This window comes from Sphingomonas sp. GC_Shp_5 (assembly GCF_026540855.1).
GTDB lineage: Bacteria > Pseudomonadota > Alphaproteobacteria > Sphingomonadales > Sphingomonadaceae > Sphingomonas.
Genome location: NZ_JALNUP010000005.1, coordinates 37,949 through 56,514 on the forward strand (window position 1 = coordinate 37,949; position 18,566 = coordinate 56,514).

The window sequence follows — 18,566 nt, forward strand, 5'->3', positions numbered from 1 at the left end:
GCCAAGCAGCGTCCGCGCTAATTCTGCCGTTTCGCTTGAGGCCGGCGGAACCGCCGCCTATACCCTTCTGCAAAAGGGCGCGGGTTCGCGCTGCACAGACCTGCACCGGCAGGCAAAGGGGGCCGAACGGGATGACCGCACGAATGCTCACTGGATTGAAGGGGATGATGCTGGCAGCGGGCCTCGCGATGGCCGCGGCGAACGCCGGCGCGGTCGCGCCGGCTTCCGCGACGGCGGCACCCACCGCGCCTGCCCCGGCCGCACCCGCGGCAGCGACCTCGCCCGAACTGGCGATGGACGGCGCCCCGGCGATGATCGCCGCGCGCGAGGTCGGCCACCCCATCAGCGGCCGGATCGGCATCCAGCCGCAGGTCACCGCCAATGGCCGGTTCGCGCACTGGATGCACGATTCGATCCTGCTGCCGCTGATCATCGGCATCTGCCTGTTCGTGCTCGCGCTGCTCGCCTGGGTGGTGTTCCGCTATCGCCGCGCCGCGCATCCGGTGCCGTCGCGGACCAGCCACAACACGATCATCGAGGTCGCCTGGACGCTCATTCCGGTCGTGATCCTGGTGCTGATCGCGATCCCCTCGATCGGCCTCCTCCAGGCCCAGTTCAAGCCGGCTCCGGCGGGCGCGGTGACGCTGAAGGCGATCGGCAACCAATGGTATTGGAGCTACCAATATCCCGACAATGGCGGGTTCGAGATCACTGCCAACATGCTGAAAGAGCGTGATCAGGTCGGCAAGGGCGAGCGGTTCCGCACCGACGCCGATGGCCCGCGGCTGCTCGCCGCTGACAATCGCATCGTGCTCCCGGTCGGCGTGCCGATCCGGCTGATCACCACCTCGCAGGACGTGATCCACAGCTGGGCGGTGCCGGCGTTCTGGATCAAGCTCGATGCGGTGCCCGGCCGCCTCAACGAGACCAGCTTCACCATCGAGAAGCCCGGCCTCTATTTCGGCCAATGCTCCGAGCTGTGCGGCGCGCGCCACGCGTTCATGCCGATCGCGGTGGAGGCGGTGCCACCGGCGCAGTTCGCCGCCTGGGTCCGCGCCAAGGGCGGCACCATGCCGCGCCCCGGCACGGCGTCGACCAAGGTGATCCCGCAGCCCGGCGCCGAAGGCTCGGCCGCCAAGCAGTCGGAGGGCAACGCCGCCGACGCCGCGACCGGCCCGACCGAGAATGTCACGGTGGTCGCCCCCACCTCCCCCCAGGGCGCGACCGCCAACCCGGCCGCCGGCAACGCGGGACAATAAGATGACTGATACCGCCCTCCATCCCTCCGCCCCCCACTCGTCCGCCTTCGTGGCCCACGGCGATGCCGCGCATCACGGCGAGGCCGAGCACAAGCCCGCCTTCTTCGCGCGCTGGTTCATGTCCACCAACCACAAGGACATCGGCACGCTCTATCTGATCTTCGCGATCTGCGCAGGGATCATCGGCGGTGCGATCTCGGGGCTGATGCGCGCCGAGCTGATGCATCCGGGGATCCAGTATCTCACCGGCTGGGCGGCGTGGCTGCCGGGCGGCGATGGCGGGCTCGATCACGCGCTTCACCTGTGGAACGTGCTGATCACCGCGCACGGGCTGATCATGGTGTTCTTCATGGTGATGCCGGCGATGATCGGCGGCTTTGGCAATTGGTTCGTGCCGATCATGATCGGTGCGCCCGACATGGCGTTCCCGCGCATGAACAACGTGTCGTTCTGGCTGCTGATTCCCGCCTTCTCCCTCCTGCTCGCCTCCCCCTTCTTCGGCGGCGCCGGCACCGGCTGGACGGTTTATGCCCCGCTTTCGACCTATGGCGAGCCGGGGCCGTCGGTGGACATGGCGATCCTGTCGCTCCACCTCGCGGGCGCCTCGTCGATCCTCGGCGCGATCAACTTCATCACCACCATCTTCAACATGCGCGCGCCGGGCATGACGCTGCACAAGATGCCGCTGTTCGTCTGGTCGGTGCTGGTCACCGCCTTCCTGCTGCTGCTCGCGCTGCCGGTGCTCGCCGCGGCGATCACCATGCTGCTCACCGACCGCAACTTCGGCACCACCTTCTTCGACCCGGCTGGCGGCGGCGACCCGATCCTCTACCAGCATCTGTTCTGGTTCTTCGGCCACCCCGAAGTCTACATCATGATCCTGCCGGGGTTCGGCATCGTCAGCCAGGTGATCGCCACCTTCAGCCGCAAGCCGGTGTTCGGCTATCTCGGCATGGCCTATGCCATGGTCGCGATCGGCGTGGTCGGCTTCGTCGTCTGGGCGCACCACATGTTCGTCACCGGCCTGTCGGTGAACGTGAAAATGTACTTCACCGCGGCGACGATGATCATCGCGGTGCCGACCGGCATCAAGATCTTCAGCTGGATCGCGACCATGTGGGGCGGCAGCCTCAGCTTCAAGACGCCGATGGTCTGGGCGATCGGCTTCATCTTCATGTTCACCGTCGGCGGCGTCACCGGCGTGGTGCTCGCCAATGGCGGCATCGACGATTACATGCAGGACACCTATTATGTCGTCGCGCACTTCCACTATGTGCTCAGCCTCGGCGCGGTGTTCGGGCTGTTCGCCGGCTTCTATTACTGGTTCCCGAAGATGTTCGGCAAGATGTACAGCGAGCTGCTCGGCCAGCTGCACTTCTGGATCTTCTTCGTTGGCGTCAACGTGATGTTCTTCCCGATGCACTTCCTCGGCCTGCAGGGCATGCCGCGGCGCTATCCGGATTATCCGGACGCCTATGCGCATTGGAACACGGTGGCGACGATCGGCTACATGATCATGGCGAGCAGCATGGCGATCTTCTTCGTCAACGTGATCTGGTCGCTGATCGCCGGCAAGAAGGCGCCCGACAATCCCTGGGGCGAAGGCGCGACGACGCTGGAGTGGACCTTGTCCTCGCCGCCGCCCTACCACCAGTTCGAGACGCTGCCGAAGATCGATTGAGCCGCTGACGCAGCAGCAAAGCGGGGAGGCGAGGGCAGGTGCCGCCAAGCCTTCCCCCTATCCGCCGCTAGGCCTATACCGCCGCTGATCATGACCACCGCCACGCCCTTGTTGCCCCCCGCCGAATGGCGCGATTTTCTCGCGCTTACCAAGCCGCGGGTGATGACGCTGGTGGTGTTCACCGGCCTGTGCGGCATGCTCGCCGCGCCGGTTTCCGTGCCGGTGGTGATCGGCTTCACCGCCATCCTGTGCATCGCGCTTGGTGCCGGTGCGGCAGGCGCGCTCAACCAATGGTATGAGGCCGATCTCGATGCGCTGATGCGGCGTACCCAGAAGCGGCCGCTACCGGACGGGCGGATGGACCGCCAGTCGGCGCTGCACTTCGGGGTCGGGCTTGGCGCCTTTTCGGTGATCCTGATGGGCTTTGCGGTGAACCTCGCCGCCGCGGCGATCCTCACCGTCTCCATCCTCTTCTACGTGCTGGTCTACACCGTCTGGCTCAAGCGCCGGACTCCGCAGAACATCGTCATCGGCGGCGCGGCGGGCGCCTTCCCGCCGCTGATCGGTTGGGCTGCCGCGACCGGCGAGGTCGCGCTGCTGCCGCTCTTGCTGTTCATGCTCGTCTTCCTGTGGACGCCGCCGCATTTCTGGGCGCTCGCGCTGTTCGTGAAGACCGATTACGCCAACGCCGGTGTGCCGATGCTCCCGGTGGTCGCGGGCGAGGTAGTGACGCGACGCCAGATCGGCCTCTACACCATTCCGATGGCGATCGCCGCGATCGCGCCCTGGCCGCTGGGGTTGACCGGCGCGATCTACGGCGGCGTCGCCAGCGTGATCACCGTCGTCTTCGCTGCGCTCGCTTTGCGGGTTGCCACCCGGCGCACCATGGCAGAGGATGCGATGAAGCCGGAGAAGCGCTTGTTCAGCTATTCGATCCTCTATCTGTTCGTGATCTTCGGCGCGCTGGTCGTCGATCGCTGGCTGCTGGCATGACGCCGGACGAACAGGATCTGGTCCGCCGCCGCCAGCGCTCGCGCGCGATTGTCACCGCGCTGCTGCTCGGCGCCTTGGTGATCCTGATATTCGGCATCGCCATCACCAAGATCCGGCAGGGCATGGCGTGAACCGCCAGCTGCGCACCGCCGGGTTCGCGGTGCTCGGCATCTGTTTCATGACTGGGCTCGCCTGGGCGAGCGTGCCGCTCTACCGCTTGTTCTGCCAGGTGACCGGGCTCAACGGCACCACCCAGCGCGGGCTGCGCGCACCTGGCGGGGTCAACCGCCAGATCGGCATCGACTTCGACGCCAACGTCAGCCCCAAGCTCGCCTGGAGCTTTCGGCCCGAAAATCCGCACGAGACGGTCGACATCGGTGCCCGCGACATGGTGTTCTTCACCGCCACCAACCATGCGGCGACGCCGATCACCGGCACCGCGACTTTCAACGTCACGCCGAGCCAAGCCGGCAAGTATTTCACCAAGATCCAATGCTTCTGCTTCACCCAGCAGACGCTGAAGCCCGGCGAAACCGCGCGGATGCCGGTGATCTTCTATGTCGACCCCAAGATCCTCACCGATCCCGACGCGGCGGACGTCGAGACCATCACCCTCTCCTACACCTTCTATCCGGTCAGTCCGTCGAGGGTGGATTCCGCCAAGACCGCGAGCTAGACTGCCGCGAAGAACAAGACCCAATAAGGTCAGACCAGGGAGACGAGCATGGCCGGCGCCAAGAACCATGACTACCATATCCTGCCGCCGAGCATCTGGCCCCTGTTCGGATCGATGTCGGCGCTGGTGATGGCGGCAGGCGCGATCGCCTGGATGCACGGCGGCCATCTGGCGGCAGACAAGGCCAATGGCGGCGGCTGGATCTTCCTTGCCGGGCTCGGCGGCGTGCTCTTCACCATGTACAGCTGGTGGGCGGACGTGATCGCCGAGGCGCATCACGGCGATCATACCCCGGTGGTCCAGCTCCACTTCCGCTACGGCATGATCCTGTTCATCGCCTCGGAAGTCATGTTCTTCGTCGGCTGGTTTTGGGCGTTCTTCGATTTCGCGCTATTCCCCACCGCGATGAGCTTTGTCGATGGGCAGGTGGAGCGGGCGCAGGAGGGCGCGGCGGCGATCGCGGCGACTTGGCCGCCCAAGGGCCTCACCGTGATCAACGCCTTCGAGCTGCCGCTGCTCAACACGCTGATCCTGCTCACCTCGGGCACCACCGTCACCTGGGCGCACCACGCGCTGATCCACAATCAGCGCGGCGGGGTGAAGCGCGGCTTCTGGGGGATGCTCGGCGTCGGCGACCAGGACGGCGTGCTAAAAGGGTTGTGGCTGACGGTGGTGCTCGGGCTTCTGTTCAGCTCGATCCAGGCCTATGAATACATGCACGCGCCCTTCCCGTTCAAGGGCATCAACTATGGCGCGTCCTTCTTCATGGCGACCGGCTTCCACGGCTTCCACGTCCTGATCGGGACGATCTTCCTGATCGTCTGCCTCGCGCGCGCTTATCGCGGCGACTTCACCCCACGCCAGCACTTCGGCTTTGAGGCGGCTGCCTGGTATTGGCATTTCGTCGACGTTGTCTGGCTGTTCCTGTTCGTCACCATCTATGTCTGGGGCGGCTGGGGCGCGCCGGTCCACGGCGGATGAGCTGACCGCCCCACCCTCCATCACGCAGGTCGCGCTCAAGGGCCTGTGCCCGCGGTGCGGCCGGCCGACGCTGTTCGCCGGCTGGCTCACCTTCGCCGACCGCTGCCCCGCCTGCGGGCTCGATTTCGCCCAGTTCAACGTCGGCGACGGGCCAGCGGCGTTCCTGACGCTGATCCTCGGCGCGGTGGTCGTCACCCTGGCGATCACCCTCGAACTCAGCCTGCACCCGCCCTGGTGGGTCCATGCACTGATCTGGATCCCGTTCACGCTGGCGGGGGTGATTGCATCGCTGAGGCTTGCTAAGGGCGCGCTGATGTCCGCCGAATACCGCAACGCCGCCCGCGAGGGACGTATCGACCCGCGACCATGAAGCGCGTCCCTGTCATCCCCACCATCGTCGTCGCGCTCGCGGTCGCGGCGATGATCGGCCTCGGCCTGTGGCAGCTGCTCGACCGCGCGCCCAAGAAAAATGCCTATCTCGCCCAGCTCGCCGCCAACCCGCGGTTGCCGGCAATCGCCTTTCCGCGCTTCCCCGATGATACGCTGCTGTTCCGCCGTGCCGGCGGCTTCTGCCTGCAACCGGTCAGCCAGACGCTGGTCGGCGCCGGCGCCGCCGGCTTCCGGGTCATCGCCGATTGCCGAACCGGTGCCGAAGGCCCAGGAATGCTGGTCCAGATCGGCACCACGCGTGACCCCAAGTTCATCTCGACCTGGCGCGGCGGCAAGGTGTCGGGCTTCATCAGCCACGCGCCCGATGCGCGGCCGTTGATCGCCGGGCTTGCCGACCACCGCCCGCAGCGGCTGATGCTGGTCAGCGACAAGCCCGGCCCCGGCCTCGCCGCCAACGGCAAGCCCGAGCTGTCGTCGATTCCCAACAACCACGTCTCCTATGCGGTACAGTGGTTCTTCTTCGCCGCGATCGCCGCGGTGATCTACGCCATCGCGGTTCGACGCCGCTGGAGTCATTGATGCGCTATGTGAGTACCCGCGGGGCCGCGCCCTCGCTCGATTTTCGCGCGGTGACGCTCGCCGGTCTCGCCAGTGACGGCGGGCTCTACCTGCCCGAGCGTTGGCCGACGCTGTCGCGCGACGAGATCGCCGCGCTCGCCAACCTCTCCTATGTCGATACCGCTGTCGCGGTAATGCTGCCGTTCGTCGGCGACGCGCTCACCCGCGCCGAGCTGACCGAGTTGTGCGAGGCCGCTTATGGCCGCTTCGCCCATGCCGCGGTGACGCCACTGGTGCAGCTCGATCACGATCAATGGCTGCTCGAGCTGTTCCACGGCCCGACGCTGGCGTTCAAGGACGTCGCGCTGCAGTTGCTCGGCCTCTTGTTCGAGAAGTTCCTGGCAGGCAGCACCAGCCACGTCACCGTGATCGGCGCGACCAGCGGCGACACCGGCTCGGCGGCGATCGATGCGCTGGCGGGGCGCGAGGGCGTCGATATCTTCATGCTCCACCCGCTCGGCCGGGTGTCCGACGTCCAGCGCCGGCAGATGACGACGGTGCTGGCGCCGAACGTCCACAACATCGCGATCGAGGGCGATTTCGACACCGCCCAGGCGCTGGTGAAGCAGATGTTCAACGATCCCGGCTTCTCGGGGCGCTATGCGCTGTCGGCGGTTAATTCGATCAACTGGGCGCGGCTGATGGCGCAGGTGGTCTATTATTTCTACGCCGCCGTGCGCCTCGGCGCACCCGAGCGGACGGTCGCCTTCTCGGTGCCGACCGGCAATTTCGGCGACGTCTTTGCCGGCTATGTCGCGGCGCAGATGGGGCTGCCGATCGCCAAGCTGATCGTCGCCACCAACGTCAACGACATCCTCCACCGCGCGATCTCGGCGGGCGATTATTCCAAAGGCACGGTCCAGCAGACGCCGACGCCGTCGATGGATATCCAGGTCTCGTCCAATTTCGAGCGGCTGCTGTTCGATCTCGGCGCGCGCGATGGCGCATCGCTCTCCGCGCAGATGCAGGGGTTCGAATCGTCGGGCGCGATGCGGCTCACCGACGGGCAGCACAAGGGCGCGGCGCTGTTCGCCAGCGATCGTATCGATCTCGACGAGATGACCATGGCGATGCGCTGGGCGCATGAGCATGCCGGCGAGGTAATCGACCCGCACACCGCAATCGCGCTCGCCGCCGCGCGCCGCCACCAGAGCGACGTGCCCGTCGTCACCCTCGCCACCGCGCATCCCGCCAAGTTCCGCGACGCGGTGGAACGGGCGACGGGGATGCGGCCGACGCTGCCGTCGCGGCTCGGCGACCTGTTCGAGCGCGAGGAGCGCTACGCCACCCTGCCCGCAACCTTTGCGGCGATCACCGCCTATATTGCCGAGCGCGCCACCCCAGCATCATGACCCAAGACCTTAATGTTTCGACCCTGATCGGCGAACCCTGGGCCGATTACGGCCTGATCGACTCGGGCCACGGCCGCAAGCTCGAGCGCTACGGCGCCTATCGCTTCATCCGCCCCGAGCCCCAGGCGATGTGGGCACCGGCGCAGCCGCAGTGGGACGCGCATGGCGAGTTCGTGCCCGGCTCCGACGAGGACGGCGGCGGCCGCTGGAACCTCACCCGCCCGGTGCCGCGCGAGGGCTGGCCGCTAACCTGGAACGAGGTGCGCTTCACCGCCCAGAACACGCCGTTCCGCCACCTCGGCTTCTTCCCGGACATGGCGCCGGTGTGGGACTGGATGCGCGGGCGGATCGCCGGGATGGACAGCCCTGAATGCATGAACCTGTTCGGCTACACCGGGGTCGGCACGCTGGCGCTCGCGGCCAAGGGCGCGCGCATGACCCATGTCGATGCCTCGAAGAAATCGGTCGCCGAGGCCAAGGCCAATGCCGCGCTGTCCGGCATGGACGACAAGCCGGTGCGCTGGATGATCGACGATGCCGCCAAGTTCGTCGGCCGCGAGGTGCGGCGCGGCAAGCGCTATGACGGGATCATCCTCGATCCGCCCAAATGGGGCCGCGGCCCCAATGGCGAGGTGTGGAAGCTCGAGGAGGGCCTGCCGGCGCTGATCGCCGACTGCCGGCAGTTGCTCGACGCCGACAGCCGCTTCCTGTTCCTCACCGTCTATGCGGTGCGGATGAGCGCGCTGGCGATCGGCGAACTGGTCCGCCAGCAATTCGCCGACCTGCCGGGCCGGGTGGAATGCGGCGAGCTCGGCGTGCGCGAGGAGGCCCGCGGGCTGGTGCTGCCGACCGCGATCTGGGCGCGCTGGTCGCGCTGACGACGCGACGGCGCGTGACAAGTTGAGGAAGTTGTCACGTCTGACGAAACCTCATGGGGTCATCGTTTCTGTTTTGGCGACAATGGCAAAGAGCGTCGATCCGGGTTGAGCTGACGATATCAAGGACGGCGCGTGTAGGACAGCGCGCGCCCGTGTAGCTACGCAGCCCACGGTGCCCGGCCTCAATCCCGCCCCGCGCGGATCGCCGCCGCCGCCACGAACGGCGCGCCGGCGAGCAGCAACAGCGACACCGCGGCGAGCAGCTTGAACGCGGCGGGGGCGCCATCCAGCGAGCCGGCGCCGAAGATCAGCAGCGGCACCGCGAGCGGCAGCATGACGAGCCCCGCCACCGCGCCGGCGCCGCGCAGCCCGGCGACCAGCGCGGCGGTGGCGACCGCGAGCGCGGCGAGCCCCGGCGTGCCGATCAGCAGGCCAAGCTCGACCCGCCCCAGCGTCACCGCGGACAGATCGAGCAGCCCGGCGGCGATCACCGCGGCGAGCATCAGCGGCGGCGCGAAGCCGAGCCAGTGCGCGACGATGCGGGCGAGCGCGACCAGCGCCATCGGCACGCCGCGCACGCCAAGCTGATCGAGCACGCCTGCCTCCAGATCGGGCGCGATCAGCCGCTCCACCGGCAGCAGCGCCGCGAGCAGCGCCGCCGCCCAGATCACGCCGCCGCCGATGCGGGCGAGCAGCGCCCCGTCCGGGCCGACCGCGAAGGGAAACAGCGTCGCCACCAGCAGGAAAAAGGCGATCGGCCACCAGCCGCCGCCGCCGAGCCAGGCACGGCGCAGGTCGCGGCGTACGAGATCGATCAGGATCATCCGCCGAGCGCCACCAGGCGCGCGCCGGGCAGCGCGATCGGCAGGTGCGTCGCCACCAGCGCGATCCCGCCCGCGGCCCGATGGTCGGCGATCAGCGTATCGAGCAGGCGGACGCCGTCGGCGTCGAGCCCGTTGGCGGGTTCGTCGAGCAGCCAGATCGGCGCCGCGGCGGCGACCACCCGGGCGAGCCCGGCGCGGCGGCGCTGGCCGGTGGAGAGCAGCCGCACCGGCAGCGCGGCAAGAGCGGCGATGTTGAGCGCCTGCATCGCCGCGGGCAGCGCCGGCAGCGTGCCGTCGATTCGCGCCCAGAATCCGAGCGCGGCGGCGAGTGGCTGCTCGGGATCGAGCGCCGGTGCCTCGACGAGCAGCGCCATCGCGCCGTCGCGCACGACGCGCCCCACCGCCGGCGCCAGCAGGCCAGCGGCGATCCGGATCAGGCTCGACTTGCCGACGCCATTGGCGCCGGTGACCAGCGCCGCGTCCCCCGCGGCAAGCGCCAGCGACAGGTCGGCGACCAGGCAGCGCGTGCCGCGGGTGCAGGTCACGCCGTCCAGCACCAGCGCGGTCAATCGCCCTCCCCCACCGCATCCTCGAGCGCGTGCATGGCGTCGTCCGACAGCCCGAAATGATGGCCGATCTCGTGGATGGTGACATGGGCGACGAGATCGTCGAGGCGGACTCCCGTCTCGATCCATTCATCCAGGATCGCGCGGCGATAGAGATGGATGCGATCGGGTAGCGCACCACTGTCGCCGGAGGATTTCTCGCCGAACGGCCGGCCATGGTAGAGCCCGGTAAGGTCGAGCGGATGATCGAGGCCGAGCGCCGCCAGCGTCTCGTCATCGGCCTCTTCCTCGACGAGCAGCACGATCGCGCCGAGATGGGCGCGGAACGCGGCAGGCAGGCGCTCGATGGTCGCGCGGGCGTGGCGCTCGATCGCATCGGCGTCGGGCGCCACGCCGAAGACCTCTTGCTCGCTCATGGCTCTCGCCATACCCGTGGGCGATCCATCCCGGCAAGGAACACCGATGATCGAGCCCCTCAGCGAGACCGACCGCGCCGACGCGCTCGATGCCCTGCCGGACTGGGATTATGACGAGGCCCGCGATGCGATCACCCGCTCGATCGTGTTCGCCGACTTCGTCGAGGCGTTCGGCTTCATGACCCAGGTGGCGCTGATGGCCGAGCGTGCCAATCACCACCCCGAGTGGAAGAACGTCTACAATCGGGTGGAAATCCTGCTCACCACGCATGATGCCGGCGGCCTGTCGGGTCGGGACATCGAGCTCGCCGAGGCGATCGACGCGATCGTCGACGAATAGCGGGTCTAGCGCCGCGGCGTTCGCGCCGCGCGCACGATCACCGCGGTCGACAGCAGGATAGACGACACCAGCACCGCGATCGAGAGCATCCCGGTCGCGGTCCATTCGGCCTCGGCGCTCATCCCGGCATGGCGCGTGATCATCAGCGACGCACGGGCGCGCTGGCGGTCGGCCGCCTTGGATGATGCGTGTTTGATCTTGCCCATGATGTGACTGTCCGGCTGGTCGAGTGGCTGGAGATACCCGTCACCCGCGGCGTTGTTCCGGGGCGCGGTCATCGCAGCGGCCGCCGCATCGTCTTGCGCAGGCTGCCCGGCATCCACCGCGCCGCGAACCGCAAACGCTGCGCGGTCTTGCCGACATAGGTATGGACCGCCTCGCCATGGACCGCCGCCCAGGCCGCCTCGGCGACGACTTCGACCGGGGTGAGTTCCAGCCCGGCGCCGGTGACGCTCTCGCGGATGGTGCGGTTGGAGCCGGTGGCGACGCCATCGAGCAGCGGCGTCTCGATGAAGCTCGGCAGCAGGCAGCGGACGCGGATGCCGTCGCGGTGCCATTCGCCGTCGAGCGCTTCGGAAAGGCCCCGGACCGCGAACTTGGTGGCGGAATAGGTGGCGAGACCCGACGAGCCGTAGATGCCGGATGCCGACGAGGTGTTGAGCAGCACCGATCCCGGCGTGCGCGCGAGATAGGCGTGACCGATCCGGGCGCCGTTGACGACGCCGGTGAAGTTGATCGCGATCAGCCGGTCGAGATCGTCCATGCTCGCCTCGGCGATCGGCCCGCCGGTGCCGATCCCGGCATTGTTGAACAGGACGTCGAGCCGCCCGCCGCTGCCATGCGTGAACGCATCGAGGCTGACGCGCCACGCATCGCGATCGCGCACGTCCATGACATAGCTGTCGTTCGGCGCGCCGGAGAGCATCGCCGCGGTGTCGGCAAGGCCTGCTTCGTCGACATCGGCAAGCCCGATCCGCCAGCCGCGGCTCGCGAACAGCCGCGCGGTGGCCCGGCCGATCCCCGATCCTCCGCCGGTGATGAAGATGGCGCGCAGCTCGCTCATTGATCCTCTCCCTTGCGATGCCGCTCTGTTTGACGGCTGCCCCGGCATCCCGCATCGTGCGCGGCGATGCCAGCGGAAAAGCTACGCTTCGATGGGGTGACCAGGCGGTTCGGCAGCACGCTGGCGGTGGACGACGTGTCGCTGGGCATCGCCGCGGGCAGCTTCGTGGCGCTGGTCGGCACCTCGGGCTCGGGCAAGTCGACGCTGCTCAAGATGGTCAACCGGCTCGTCGAGCCGAGCGATGGCCGGGTGCTGATCGACGGCGAGGATGTCGCCGCAGGCCCGGCGCCGCTGCTGCGCCGGCGGATCGGCTATGTGTTCCAGAGCATCGGCCTGTTCCCGCACATGAGCGTCGGCGACAATATCGCGATCGGGCCGCGCATCGCCGGCACTGCCGCGGCGGACGTCGGCGAGCTGCTCGATCTCGTCGCGCTGCCGCGCGAGATGGCGGCGCGGATGCCGGACGCGCTGTCCGGCGGGCAGCGGCAGCGGGTGGCGATCGCCCGCGCGCTGGCGCCGGGGGCCACGCTGCTGCTGCTCGACGAGGCGCTCGGCGCGCTCGATCCGGTGACGCGCGACACGCTCGGCGCCGAGATCCGGCGGCTGCACGACCGGCTGGGGCTGACCACCATCCTGGTGACCCACGACATGGCCGAGGCGCTGCTGCTCGCCGACCGGGTGCTGGTGATGAGCGCGGGGCGGATCGTCGCCGATGCGACACCGGCGGCACTTGCGCGCGGCGATGGTGGCGCGGCGGCGCAGGCGCTGATGGCGGTGCCGCGCCACCAGGCCGAGCGGCTGCGCGCGCTCGCCGCCGACGACGCCGCATGAGCGCCTTCCTCGAGGCACTCGGCCGGGTGCCGCCGCTGCTCGCCAGCCATGTGCTGCTGTCCGCCGCGGCGCTGGCGCTCGGGCTGGCGATCAGCCTGCCGCTGGCGATCGTCGCCAGCCGGCGGCCGGCGATCGGCCGGGTCGCGCTCGCCTTCGCCAGCTTGGTGCAGACGGTGCCGAGCCTGGCGCTGCTCGCGCTATTCTACCCGCTGCTGCTGTGGCTGTCGGCGCTGGTCGGCGGCGGCATCCCGGCGCTCGGCTTTCTGCCGTCGCTGATCGCCCTCACGCTGTACGCATTGCTGCCGATCCTGCGTAACGCGGTGGCGGGGCTGGCGGGGCTCGACCCGGCGGTGACCCAGGCCGCCGATGCGGTGGGGATGACGCCGGGGCAGAAGCTGCGGCTGGTGGAGGCGCCGTTGGTGGCGCCGGTGCTGATCGCCGGGATCCGCACCGCCGCGGTATGGACGATCGGCGCGGCGACGCTGTCCACCACCGTTGGCCAGCCAAGCCTCGGCGACCTGATCTTCGCCGGGTTGCAGACCCAGAACTGGGCGTTGGTGCTGGCGGGCTGCTGCGCAGCCGCCGCGTTGGCGCTGGTGGTCGATGCGCTGATCGGCCTGATCGAGCGCGGCATCGCGACGCGGCGGCGCGGGCTGTGGCTGGCCGCCGCCGGCCTTCTGCTCGCCGGCACCGCCGCGGCGACGGTGCCACTGTGGCCGCGCGGCGGCCAGGACCGGACGGTGGTGATCGGTGCCAAGAACTTCTCGGAGCAATATATCCTGGCGCGGCTGATTGGCGATCGGCTGGAGCGCGCCGGCTATCGCGTCAGCTATCGCGACGGGCTCGGCTCGGCGGTGATCTTCGGGGCGCTTTCGAGCAACGATATCGACGTCTATGTCGATTATGCCGGGACGATCTGGGCCAATGAGATGAAGCGCCGCGACGTACCCACGCGCGCGGCGATGGTCGATGCCATCGGCCGCTGGGCGGCGGCGGATCGCCACGTCCGGCTAGTCGGCGCCCTGGGCTTCGAAAACGCCTATGCCTTCGCGATGCGCGGCGCCGATGCCAAGGCGCAGGGCATCGCGACCTTGGCGGATCTAGCGCCAGCGTCGCCGCGGCTGCGGCTCGGCAGCGACCTCGAATTCCTCGAACGGCCGGAATGGGCGGCGGTGCGCCGCGCCTACCCGCTGCGCTTTGCCGCGGCGACGCCGTACAGCCCGACCTTCATGTACCGGGCGCTGGCGAGCGGCCAGGTCGACGTGATCTCCGCCTTTTCGTCGGATGGTCGGATCGCCGCCGACGGCCTCACCGTGCTCGGCGATCCGCGCCACGCGATCCCCGGCTATGATGCGATCCTGATGGTGGCACCGGGCCATGCGGGTGACCGGCGGCTGCTTGAGGCGCTGGCGCCGCTTGCCGGCCGCATCCCGGTCGCGGCGATGCGCGAGGCCAATTACATGGTCGATCGCGACACGGCCAAGCGCACGCCCGAACAGGCGGCCCGCTGGCTGGCGCGGCGAATCGGGCTGTAGGCTCGCCGGGTCCGTTTCGGACCGGCTGGCCAGCCGCGACAAAGCGTGCCAGCATCGGCCGCAGCCAGTCAGACTGTTCGGTGGCCGGGGACTAGGACGATGCAGCAGACACTCGAAGCACCGATCGGCGATCCCTTCACGCCACCGCCACGCGCCGACGATCCCTATGCCCGCACCGCGCAGGTGTTTCCGGTGCTCGAACCCGAGATGATCGCACGGATCGGTCGCTATGGCGACGAGGAAGCCCTCGCAGAAGGTGACACCTTGTTTTCGCGCGGTGATCGCGGCGCCGATTTCTTCCTGGTGCTCGACGGCGAGATCGGCATCTTCAACACCGACCAGGATCGCGGCGAAGACCGGTTGCTGACCACCCATCGTCACGGCCAGTTCACCGGCGAGCTCAACCATGTCAGCGCGCGCGCCTTGCTCGTCACCGCGCGGGCGCTTGGGGACGCGCGGGTGATCCGCGTTCATGCCGCCGATTTCCGCCGCATGCTCGCCGCCGAGCCCGACATCGCCGAGCTGGTGATCCGTGCCTTCATCCTGCGGCGGATGGGCTTCCTCCATCATGGCGAGGCGGGGATCACGCTGATCGGCGCGGCGGCACAGGGCGATACACTCCGGCTGGAACGGTTCGCGATCCGCAACGGCTATCCGCTGCGGCTGATCGACACGGCGACGGATCCCCAGGCCGCCGACCTGATGGTGCAGCTCAGGCTGGAGCCGCGCGACCTGCCGGCGGTGATCACCCCCGATCGCGCCGTGCTGCGCAATCCCACCACGCCGGAGTTCGCCGACCGGCTGGGGCTGACCGAGCGGTTCGATCCCGATGACATTTGGGACGTCGCGGTGGTCGGCGCCGGCCCGTCCGGGTTGGCGGCGGCGACCTATGCCGCGTCCGAAGGGCTGAAGACGGTGGTGATCGAGGCGCTGGCGCCTGGTGGCCAGGCCGGCACCAGCAGCCGCATCGAGAATTACCTCGGTTTCCCTACCGGGATTTCCGGGCAGGCGCTCGCCGGCCGCGCGCAGGTGCAGGCGCAGAAGTTCGGCGCGCGGATTGCAGTATCGCGGATGGCGACGTCGCTCGATTGCTCGGCCGCGCCGCACCGGATCGAGCTCGAGGACGGGCAGGTGGTCCAGGCGCGCGCGGTGGTGGTCGCCTCGGGCGCGCGCTACCGCCGGCTGTCGGTGCCGGGTTATGACCAATATGAGGGCGCGGGCGTGCAATATGCCGCCACCGCGATGGAAGCCTCGCTGTGCCAGAACCAGCAGGTGGTGGTGGTGGGCGGCGGCAATTCCGCCGGCCAGGCCGCGGTGTTCCTGTCGCGCCACGCCGCCCATGTCCATGTGCTGGTGCGCAAGGCGGGGCTTGCCGAGACGATGTCCGATTATCTGGTGCAGCGGATCGCCTTGTCGCCGCAGATCACGCTGCATCCCTATAGCGAGATCACCGCGCTTGCCGGCGACACGGTGTTGCGCGAGGTGACATGGCGCGACGTGCGCGGCGGCGAGACCACCACGGTAGCCGCAGGCAACCTGTTCGTGATGATCGGTGCCGAGCCCAACACCATGTGGCTGCGCGAATGCCTGGATCTCGATGCGGCGGGCTTCGTGCTGACCGGCCGGGATGCCGACGGGCAGCCGCTCGACTCGCCCTATGCGACCGCCAAACCGGGAATCTATGCGGTCGGCGATGTCCGCGCCGGTTCGGTCAAGCGGGTCGCCGCCGGCGTGGGCGAGGGATCGGTGGTGGTGCAGGCGATCCACCGCTTCCTCGAAGGAGAAGCGGTGTAGGGGTGCTGATGCGCGGTACCGGCTTGGCGGATCAGCCGCGGGCGAAGTCTGCAGCGATCGCCACCTGTTCGTCGCTCGGCGTTACACCGGTGTAGAGCACGAACTGCTCGAGCGCCTGGAGCATCGCGACCTCGGCGCCGGTGATGCGCTGCTTGCCGGCTGCCGCGGCGGCGCGGAGGAACGGGGTTTCGGCGGGCAAAGCGACCACATCGAAGGCGATGGCGCAGGCCTCGATCGCGGCCGGGGGAAAGGCGAGCGCTTCGGCGTCGGCGCCGGCCATGCCAAGCGGGGTGACGTTGATTAGCAGCGGCGCCGTGAGGTCGCCGGGCTCGGCCTGCCAGGCAAAGCCATAGCTGTCCGCAAGTGCGCGACCCCTGCCCTCGTCGCGCGCGACGATCGTGCCGTGACGATGACCGCGATCGCGCAAGCCCGCGGCAACAGCCTTGGCCATGCCGCCCGACCCGCGCAGCACGAAGGCGGTGCCGGGATCGACGTCACCGCTGTCGAGCAGCGCGCGCACCGCGCTGTAATCGGTGTTGTAGCCGGTCAGCGTGCCGGCCTCGTTGACGATGGTGTTGACGCTGTCGATCGCCGCGGCGGAGCCGGCGAGCCCGTCGAGCAGCGGGATCACCGCTTCCTTGAACGGCATCGAGATCGCGCAGCCGCGGATGCCGAGCGCGCGGATGCCGCCGATCGCGCCGGGCAGATCCTGCGTGGTGAACGCCTTGTAGACATAATCGAGCCCGAGCAGCTCGTAGAGGCGGTTGTGGAAGCGGGTGCCGAAGGTGCCGGGCCGCGCCGCAAGCGACATGCACAGCAGGGTGTCGCGGCTGATCGCGGGCTTCATGACGGGCCTCCTTCGACGGCTGCTTGGCCATCCCGGGTCGAGCCCGGGATGGCGGGGGAGAGCCAACCACCCCTCCCCCAGTCAGATCAATCCAGCCGGCGGGCCAGTTCCTTGTTGAGGCCGAGCGCCACCAGCGTGCCGACCGCACCCGAGAGCAGGTACAAACCGGCCGCGACCAGCCCGAAGGTGTCGGCAAGCAGCAGCGCCGCGAGCGGCGCAAAGCCGGCGCCGAACAGCCAGGCAAGGTCCGAGGTCAGCGCCGCGCCGGTGTAGCGCGCGCCCTTGGGGAAATTGCTGGTGACCGCGCCCGACGATTGGCCGAACGACAGGCCGAGCAGGACGAAGCCAACGATCATGAACGCGAGCTCGCCCTTGTCGCCACCGTTGAGCAGCAGCGGCGCGACGAAGCCGAACACCGCAATGCCCGCGGCGGTGTAGCCGAGCAGCGAGCGGCGGCCGATCCGGTCGGCGAGCATCCCCGAGACGACGATCGCGCCGAGGCCGAACAGCGCGCCGACCATCTCGATCAGCAGGAAGCGGGTCGGGTCCTCGCGGGTGAACAGGTTGATCCACGACAGCGGGAACACCGTGACCATGTGGAACAGGGCAAAGCTGGCGAGCGGCGCGAAGGCACCGATCACGATGTTGCTCCACTGCGACTTGATCGTCGCGCCGACCGGCGACGGGGTCAGCTCGCGGGTCTTGAACAGCTGGGTATATTCGGGCGTCACGACGATGCGCAGGCGGGCGAACAGCGCCACCACGTTGAGCGCGAAGGCGACGAAGAACGGGTAGCGCCAGCCCCAATACAGGAAGTCGGCCGGCGGCAGCAGGCCGTGAAAGAACGCGAACAGGCCGCTCGCGACAAGCAGGCCGAGCGGGGCGCCGAGCTGCGGCACCATCGCATACCAGCCACGCTTGCCCTCGGGCGCGTTGAGCGCGAGCAGCGAGGCAAGGCCGTCCCACGCGCCGCCGAGCGCGAGGCCCTGGCCGATGCGCAGCAGCGCCAGCACCACCGCGGAGGCGTGGCCGATCTGGCCGTAGGTCGGCAGGAAGGCGAGCGACACGGTGGAGGTGCCGAGCAGGAACAGCGCGATCGTCAGCTTGGTGCCGCGGCCGTGCTTGCGATCGATCGCCATGAAGATCTGGGTGCCGATCGGGCGGGCGATGAACGCCAGCGGGAACAAGGCGAACGACCACAGCGTGCCGGTCACCCGATCGAGATAGGGGAACACCACCTGCGGGAACACCAGCACCGAGGCGATGGCGTAGACGAAGAAGTCGAAGAACTCGGACGTGCGACCGATGATCACGCCGATCGCGATCTCGCCGGGACGGACGTCACGGTGGCCATCGGCATACATCGAGCGGACATCCTGCTCCGCCGTGGCGGACGAGGCGATGGCCTGGTTCATAAAAACATACTTCTCCGATCGTTCCGCTTTGCCTCTAGAAGCGGTAGGAGGACGACGGGATAGGACAAATTGTCCTATTTCGCACTTGCACAACGGACCGTAGCTCG

General features: G+C 68.7%; 21 protein-coding genes. 14 read left to right on the top strand and 7 right to left on the bottom strand.

Annotation, left to right across the window (positions count from 1 at the left end; translation table 11 throughout):
- Positions 1–131: 131 nt before the first annotated feature.
- The 10 genes from coxB to OXR60_RS05400 all read left to right on the top strand — a co-directional run bounded on the left by coxB (position 132) and on the right by OXR60_RS05400 (position 8,828).
- Positions 132–1,259 (top strand): cytochrome c oxidase subunit II, encoded by a 1,128-nt coding sequence (coxB, locus tag OXR60_RS05355; RefSeq protein ID WP_267394742.1) that lies wholly within the window; start codon positions 132–134, stop codon positions 1,257–1,259.
- 1 nt (position 1,260) lies between these two features.
- On the top strand, positions 1,261–2,940 hold the full coding sequence (ctaD, locus tag OXR60_RS05360) for a cytochrome c oxidase subunit I (RefSeq protein WP_267394743.1): 1,680 nt from the start codon (positions 1,261–1,263) through the stop codon (positions 2,938–2,940).
- A 90-nt stretch (positions 2,941–3,030) separates the two neighbouring features.
- Positions 3,031–3,933 (top strand): heme o synthase, encoded by a 903-nt coding sequence (locus OXR60_RS05365; protein WP_267394744.1) that lies wholly within the window; start codon positions 3,031–3,033, stop codon positions 3,931–3,933.
- Entirely contained in the window at positions 3,930–4,064 is a 135-nt protein-coding gene (locus tag OXR60_RS05370; RefSeq protein ID WP_267394745.1) for a hypothetical protein, read from the top strand. Before OXR60_RS05365 ends, OXR60_RS05370 begins: the two co-directional genes overlap by 4 nt.
- Positions 4,061–4,609 (top strand): cytochrome c oxidase assembly protein, encoded by a 549-nt coding sequence (locus tag OXR60_RS05375; RefSeq protein WP_267394746.1) that lies wholly within the window; start codon positions 4,061–4,063, stop codon positions 4,607–4,609. The genes OXR60_RS05370 and OXR60_RS05375 overlap by 4 nt, the downstream gene beginning before the upstream one ends.
- A gap of 48 nt (positions 4,610–4,657) precedes the next feature.
- Complete coding sequence (locus OXR60_RS05380) at positions 4,658–5,590, top strand: cytochrome c oxidase subunit 3 (RefSeq protein ID WP_267394747.1); 933 nt, start codon at positions 4,658–4,660, stop codon at positions 5,588–5,590.
- Positions 5,550–5,960 (top strand): DUF983 domain-containing protein, encoded by a 411-nt coding sequence (locus tag OXR60_RS05385; protein WP_267394748.1) that lies wholly within the window; start codon positions 5,550–5,552, stop codon positions 5,958–5,960. The genes OXR60_RS05380 and OXR60_RS05385 overlap by 41 nt, the downstream gene beginning before the upstream one ends.
- Positions 5,957–6,559 (top strand): SURF1 family cytochrome oxidase biogenesis protein, encoded by a 603-nt coding sequence (locus tag OXR60_RS05390; RefSeq protein WP_267394749.1) that lies wholly within the window; start codon positions 5,957–5,959, stop codon positions 6,557–6,559. The genes OXR60_RS05385 and OXR60_RS05390 overlap by 4 nt, the downstream gene beginning before the upstream one ends.
- Positions 6,559–7,950, top strand: a complete 1,392-nt coding sequence (thrC, locus tag OXR60_RS05395; protein ID WP_267394750.1) for a threonine synthase — start codon at positions 6,559–6,561, stop codon at positions 7,948–7,950. The genes OXR60_RS05390 and thrC overlap by 1 nt, the downstream gene beginning before the upstream one ends.
- Positions 7,947–8,828: a class I SAM-dependent methyltransferase gene (locus OXR60_RS05400; protein WP_267394751.1), complete on the top strand. Its 882-nt coding sequence runs from the start codon at positions 7,947–7,949 to the stop codon at positions 8,826–8,828. The genes thrC and OXR60_RS05400 overlap by 4 nt, the downstream gene beginning before the upstream one ends.
- 182 nt (positions 8,829–9,010) lie before the next feature.
- Here the strand turns inward: OXR60_RS05400 and OXR60_RS05405 are convergent, their stop codons facing one another.
- Genes OXR60_RS05405 through OXR60_RS05415 form a run of 3 tightly spaced genes read right to left on the bottom strand, consistent with a single transcriptional unit; the run spans position 9,011 to position 10,634 of the window.
- Complete coding sequence (locus OXR60_RS05405) at positions 9,011–9,652, bottom strand: heme exporter protein CcmB (RefSeq protein ID WP_267394752.1); 642 nt, start codon at positions 9,650–9,652, stop codon at positions 9,011–9,013.
- Entirely contained in the window at positions 9,649–10,221 is a 573-nt protein-coding gene (gene ccmA / locus OXR60_RS05410; protein WP_267394753.1) for a heme ABC exporter ATP-binding protein CcmA, read from the bottom strand. Before ccmA ends, OXR60_RS05405 begins: the two co-directional genes overlap by 4 nt.
- Positions 10,218–10,634, bottom strand: a complete 417-nt coding sequence (locus tag OXR60_RS05415) for a metallopeptidase family protein (protein WP_267394754.1) — start codon at positions 10,632–10,634, stop codon at positions 10,218–10,220. The genes ccmA and OXR60_RS05415 overlap by 4 nt, the downstream gene beginning before the upstream one ends.
- Before the next feature lie 46 nt (positions 10,635–10,680).
- Between OXR60_RS05415 and OXR60_RS05420 the strand changes: the two genes are divergently transcribed.
- On the top strand, positions 10,681–10,974 hold the full coding sequence (locus OXR60_RS05420) for a 4a-hydroxytetrahydrobiopterin dehydratase (RefSeq protein ID WP_267394755.1): 294 nt from the start codon (positions 10,681–10,683) through the stop codon (positions 10,972–10,974).
- Between the two features lie 5 nt (positions 10,975–10,979).
- On the opposite strand, the gene OXR60_RS05425 is transcribed toward OXR60_RS05420, so the two are convergent.
- Both OXR60_RS05425 and OXR60_RS05430 read right to left on the bottom strand, forming a co-directional pair.
- Complete coding sequence (locus OXR60_RS05425; RefSeq protein WP_267394756.1) at positions 10,980–11,252, bottom strand: hypothetical protein; 273 nt, start codon at positions 11,250–11,252, stop codon at positions 10,980–10,982.
- Positions 11,249–12,037, bottom strand: coding sequence for an SDR family oxidoreductase (locus tag OXR60_RS05430; RefSeq protein WP_267394757.1), 789 nt, complete (start codon positions 12,035–12,037; stop codon positions 11,249–11,251). The genes OXR60_RS05425 and OXR60_RS05430 overlap by 4 nt, the downstream gene beginning before the upstream one ends.
- A gap of 66 nt (positions 12,038–12,103) precedes the next feature.
- Here OXR60_RS05430 and OXR60_RS05435 point away from each other — a divergent pair, with 66 nt between their 5' ends.
- The 3 genes from OXR60_RS05435 (at position 12,104) to OXR60_RS05445 (ending at position 16,197) form a co-directional block, all read left to right on the top strand.
- Positions 12,104–12,868 (top strand): ATP-binding cassette domain-containing protein, encoded by a 765-nt coding sequence (locus tag OXR60_RS05435; RefSeq protein WP_267394758.1) that lies wholly within the window; start codon positions 12,104–12,106, stop codon positions 12,866–12,868.
- A complete protein-coding gene (locus OXR60_RS05440) occupies positions 12,865–14,403 on the top strand; it encodes an ABC transporter permease/substrate-binding protein (RefSeq protein ID WP_267394759.1) in 1,539 nt (512 codons plus the stop codon). Before OXR60_RS05435 ends, OXR60_RS05440 begins: the two co-directional genes overlap by 4 nt.
- A gap of 99 nt (positions 14,404–14,502) precedes the next feature.
- On the top strand, positions 14,503–16,197 hold the full coding sequence (locus OXR60_RS05445; protein ID WP_267394760.1) for an FAD-dependent oxidoreductase: 1,695 nt from the start codon (positions 14,503–14,505) through the stop codon (positions 16,195–16,197).
- A 31-nt stretch (positions 16,198–16,228) separates the two neighbouring features.
- Here OXR60_RS05445 and OXR60_RS05450 read toward each other — a convergent pair whose 3' ends face one another.
- Both OXR60_RS05450 and OXR60_RS05455 read right to left on the bottom strand, forming a co-directional pair.
- Positions 16,229–17,044: a shikimate 5-dehydrogenase gene (locus tag OXR60_RS05450; protein WP_267394761.1), complete on the bottom strand. Its 816-nt coding sequence runs from the start codon at positions 17,042–17,044 to the stop codon at positions 16,229–16,231.
- An 86-nt stretch (positions 17,045–17,130) separates the two neighbouring features.
- Positions 17,131–18,459 carry an MFS transporter gene (locus tag OXR60_RS05455; protein ID WP_267394762.1) on the bottom strand — a complete coding sequence of 443 codons (1,329 nt, stop codon included), beginning with the start codon at positions 18,457–18,459 and terminating at the stop codon, positions 17,131–17,133.
- Positions 18,460–18,566: the final 107 nt, after the last annotated feature.

Bases quoted from the DNA above. Each gene is read 5' to 3' on its own strand.
- OXR60_RS05370 (WP_267394745.1), top strand. From the start codon at position 3,930: ATGACGCCGGACGAACAGGATCTGGTCCGCCGCCGCCAGCGCTCGCGC.
- OXR60_RS05430 (WP_267394757.1), bottom strand. From the start codon at position 12,037: ATGAGCGAGCTGCGCGCCATCTTCATCACCGGCGGAGGATCGGGGATC.
- OXR60_RS05455 (WP_267394762.1), bottom strand. From the start codon at position 18,459: ATGAACCAGGCCATCGCCTCGTCCGCCACGGCGGAGCAGGATGTCCGC.
- OXR60_RS05390 (WP_267394749.1), top strand. From the start codon at position 5,957: ATGAAGCGCGTCCCTGTCATCCCCACCATCGTCGTCGCGCTCGCGGTC.
- OXR60_RS05405 (WP_267394752.1), bottom strand. From the start codon at position 9,652: ATGATCCTGATCGATCTCGTACGCCGCGACCTGCGCCGTGCCTGGCTC.
- ctaD (WP_267394743.1), top strand. From the start codon at position 1,261: ATGACTGATACCGCCCTCCATCCCTCCGCCCCCCACTCGTCCGCCTTC.
- OXR60_RS05400 (WP_267394751.1), top strand. From the start codon at position 7,947: ATGACCCAAGACCTTAATGTTTCGACCCTGATCGGCGAACCCTGGGCC.
- OXR60_RS05425 (WP_267394756.1), bottom strand. From the start codon at position 11,252: ATGACCGCGCCCCGGAACAACGCCGCGGGTGACGGGTATCTCCAGCCA.
- OXR60_RS05450 (WP_267394761.1), bottom strand. From the start codon at position 17,044: ATGAAGCCCGCGATCAGCCGCGACACCCTGCTGTGCATGTCGCTTGCG.
- OXR60_RS05380 (WP_267394747.1), top strand. From the start codon at position 4,658: ATGGCCGGCGCCAAGAACCATGACTACCATATCCTGCCGCCGAGCATC.
- OXR60_RS05435 (WP_267394758.1), top strand. From the start codon at position 12,104: ATGCCAGCGGAAAAGCTACGCTTCGATGGGGTGACCAGGCGGTTCGGC.
- OXR60_RS05445 (WP_267394760.1), top strand. From the start codon at position 14,503: ATGCAGCAGACACTCGAAGCACCGATCGGCGATCCCTTCACGCCACCG.
- OXR60_RS05415 (WP_267394754.1), bottom strand. From the start codon at position 10,634: ATGAGCGAGCAAGAGGTCTTCGGCGTGGCGCCCGACGCCGATGCGATC.
- OXR60_RS05365 (WP_267394744.1), top strand. From the start codon at position 3,031: ATGACCACCGCCACGCCCTTGTTGCCCCCCGCCGAATGGCGCGATTTT.
- OXR60_RS05440 (WP_267394759.1), top strand. From the start codon at position 12,865: ATGAGCGCCTTCCTCGAGGCACTCGGCCGGGTGCCGCCGCTGCTCGCC.
- coxB (WP_267394742.1), top strand. From the start codon at position 132: ATGACCGCACGAATGCTCACTGGATTGAAGGGGATGATGCTGGCAGCG.
- thrC (WP_267394750.1), top strand. From the start codon at position 6,559: ATGCGCTATGTGAGTACCCGCGGGGCCGCGCCCTCGCTCGATTTTCGC.
- OXR60_RS05385 (WP_267394748.1), top strand. From the start codon at position 5,550: ATGTCTGGGGCGGCTGGGGCGCGCCGGTCCACGGCGGATGAGCTGACC.
- OXR60_RS05420 (WP_267394755.1), top strand. From the start codon at position 10,681: ATGATCGAGCCCCTCAGCGAGACCGACCGCGCCGACGCGCTCGATGCC.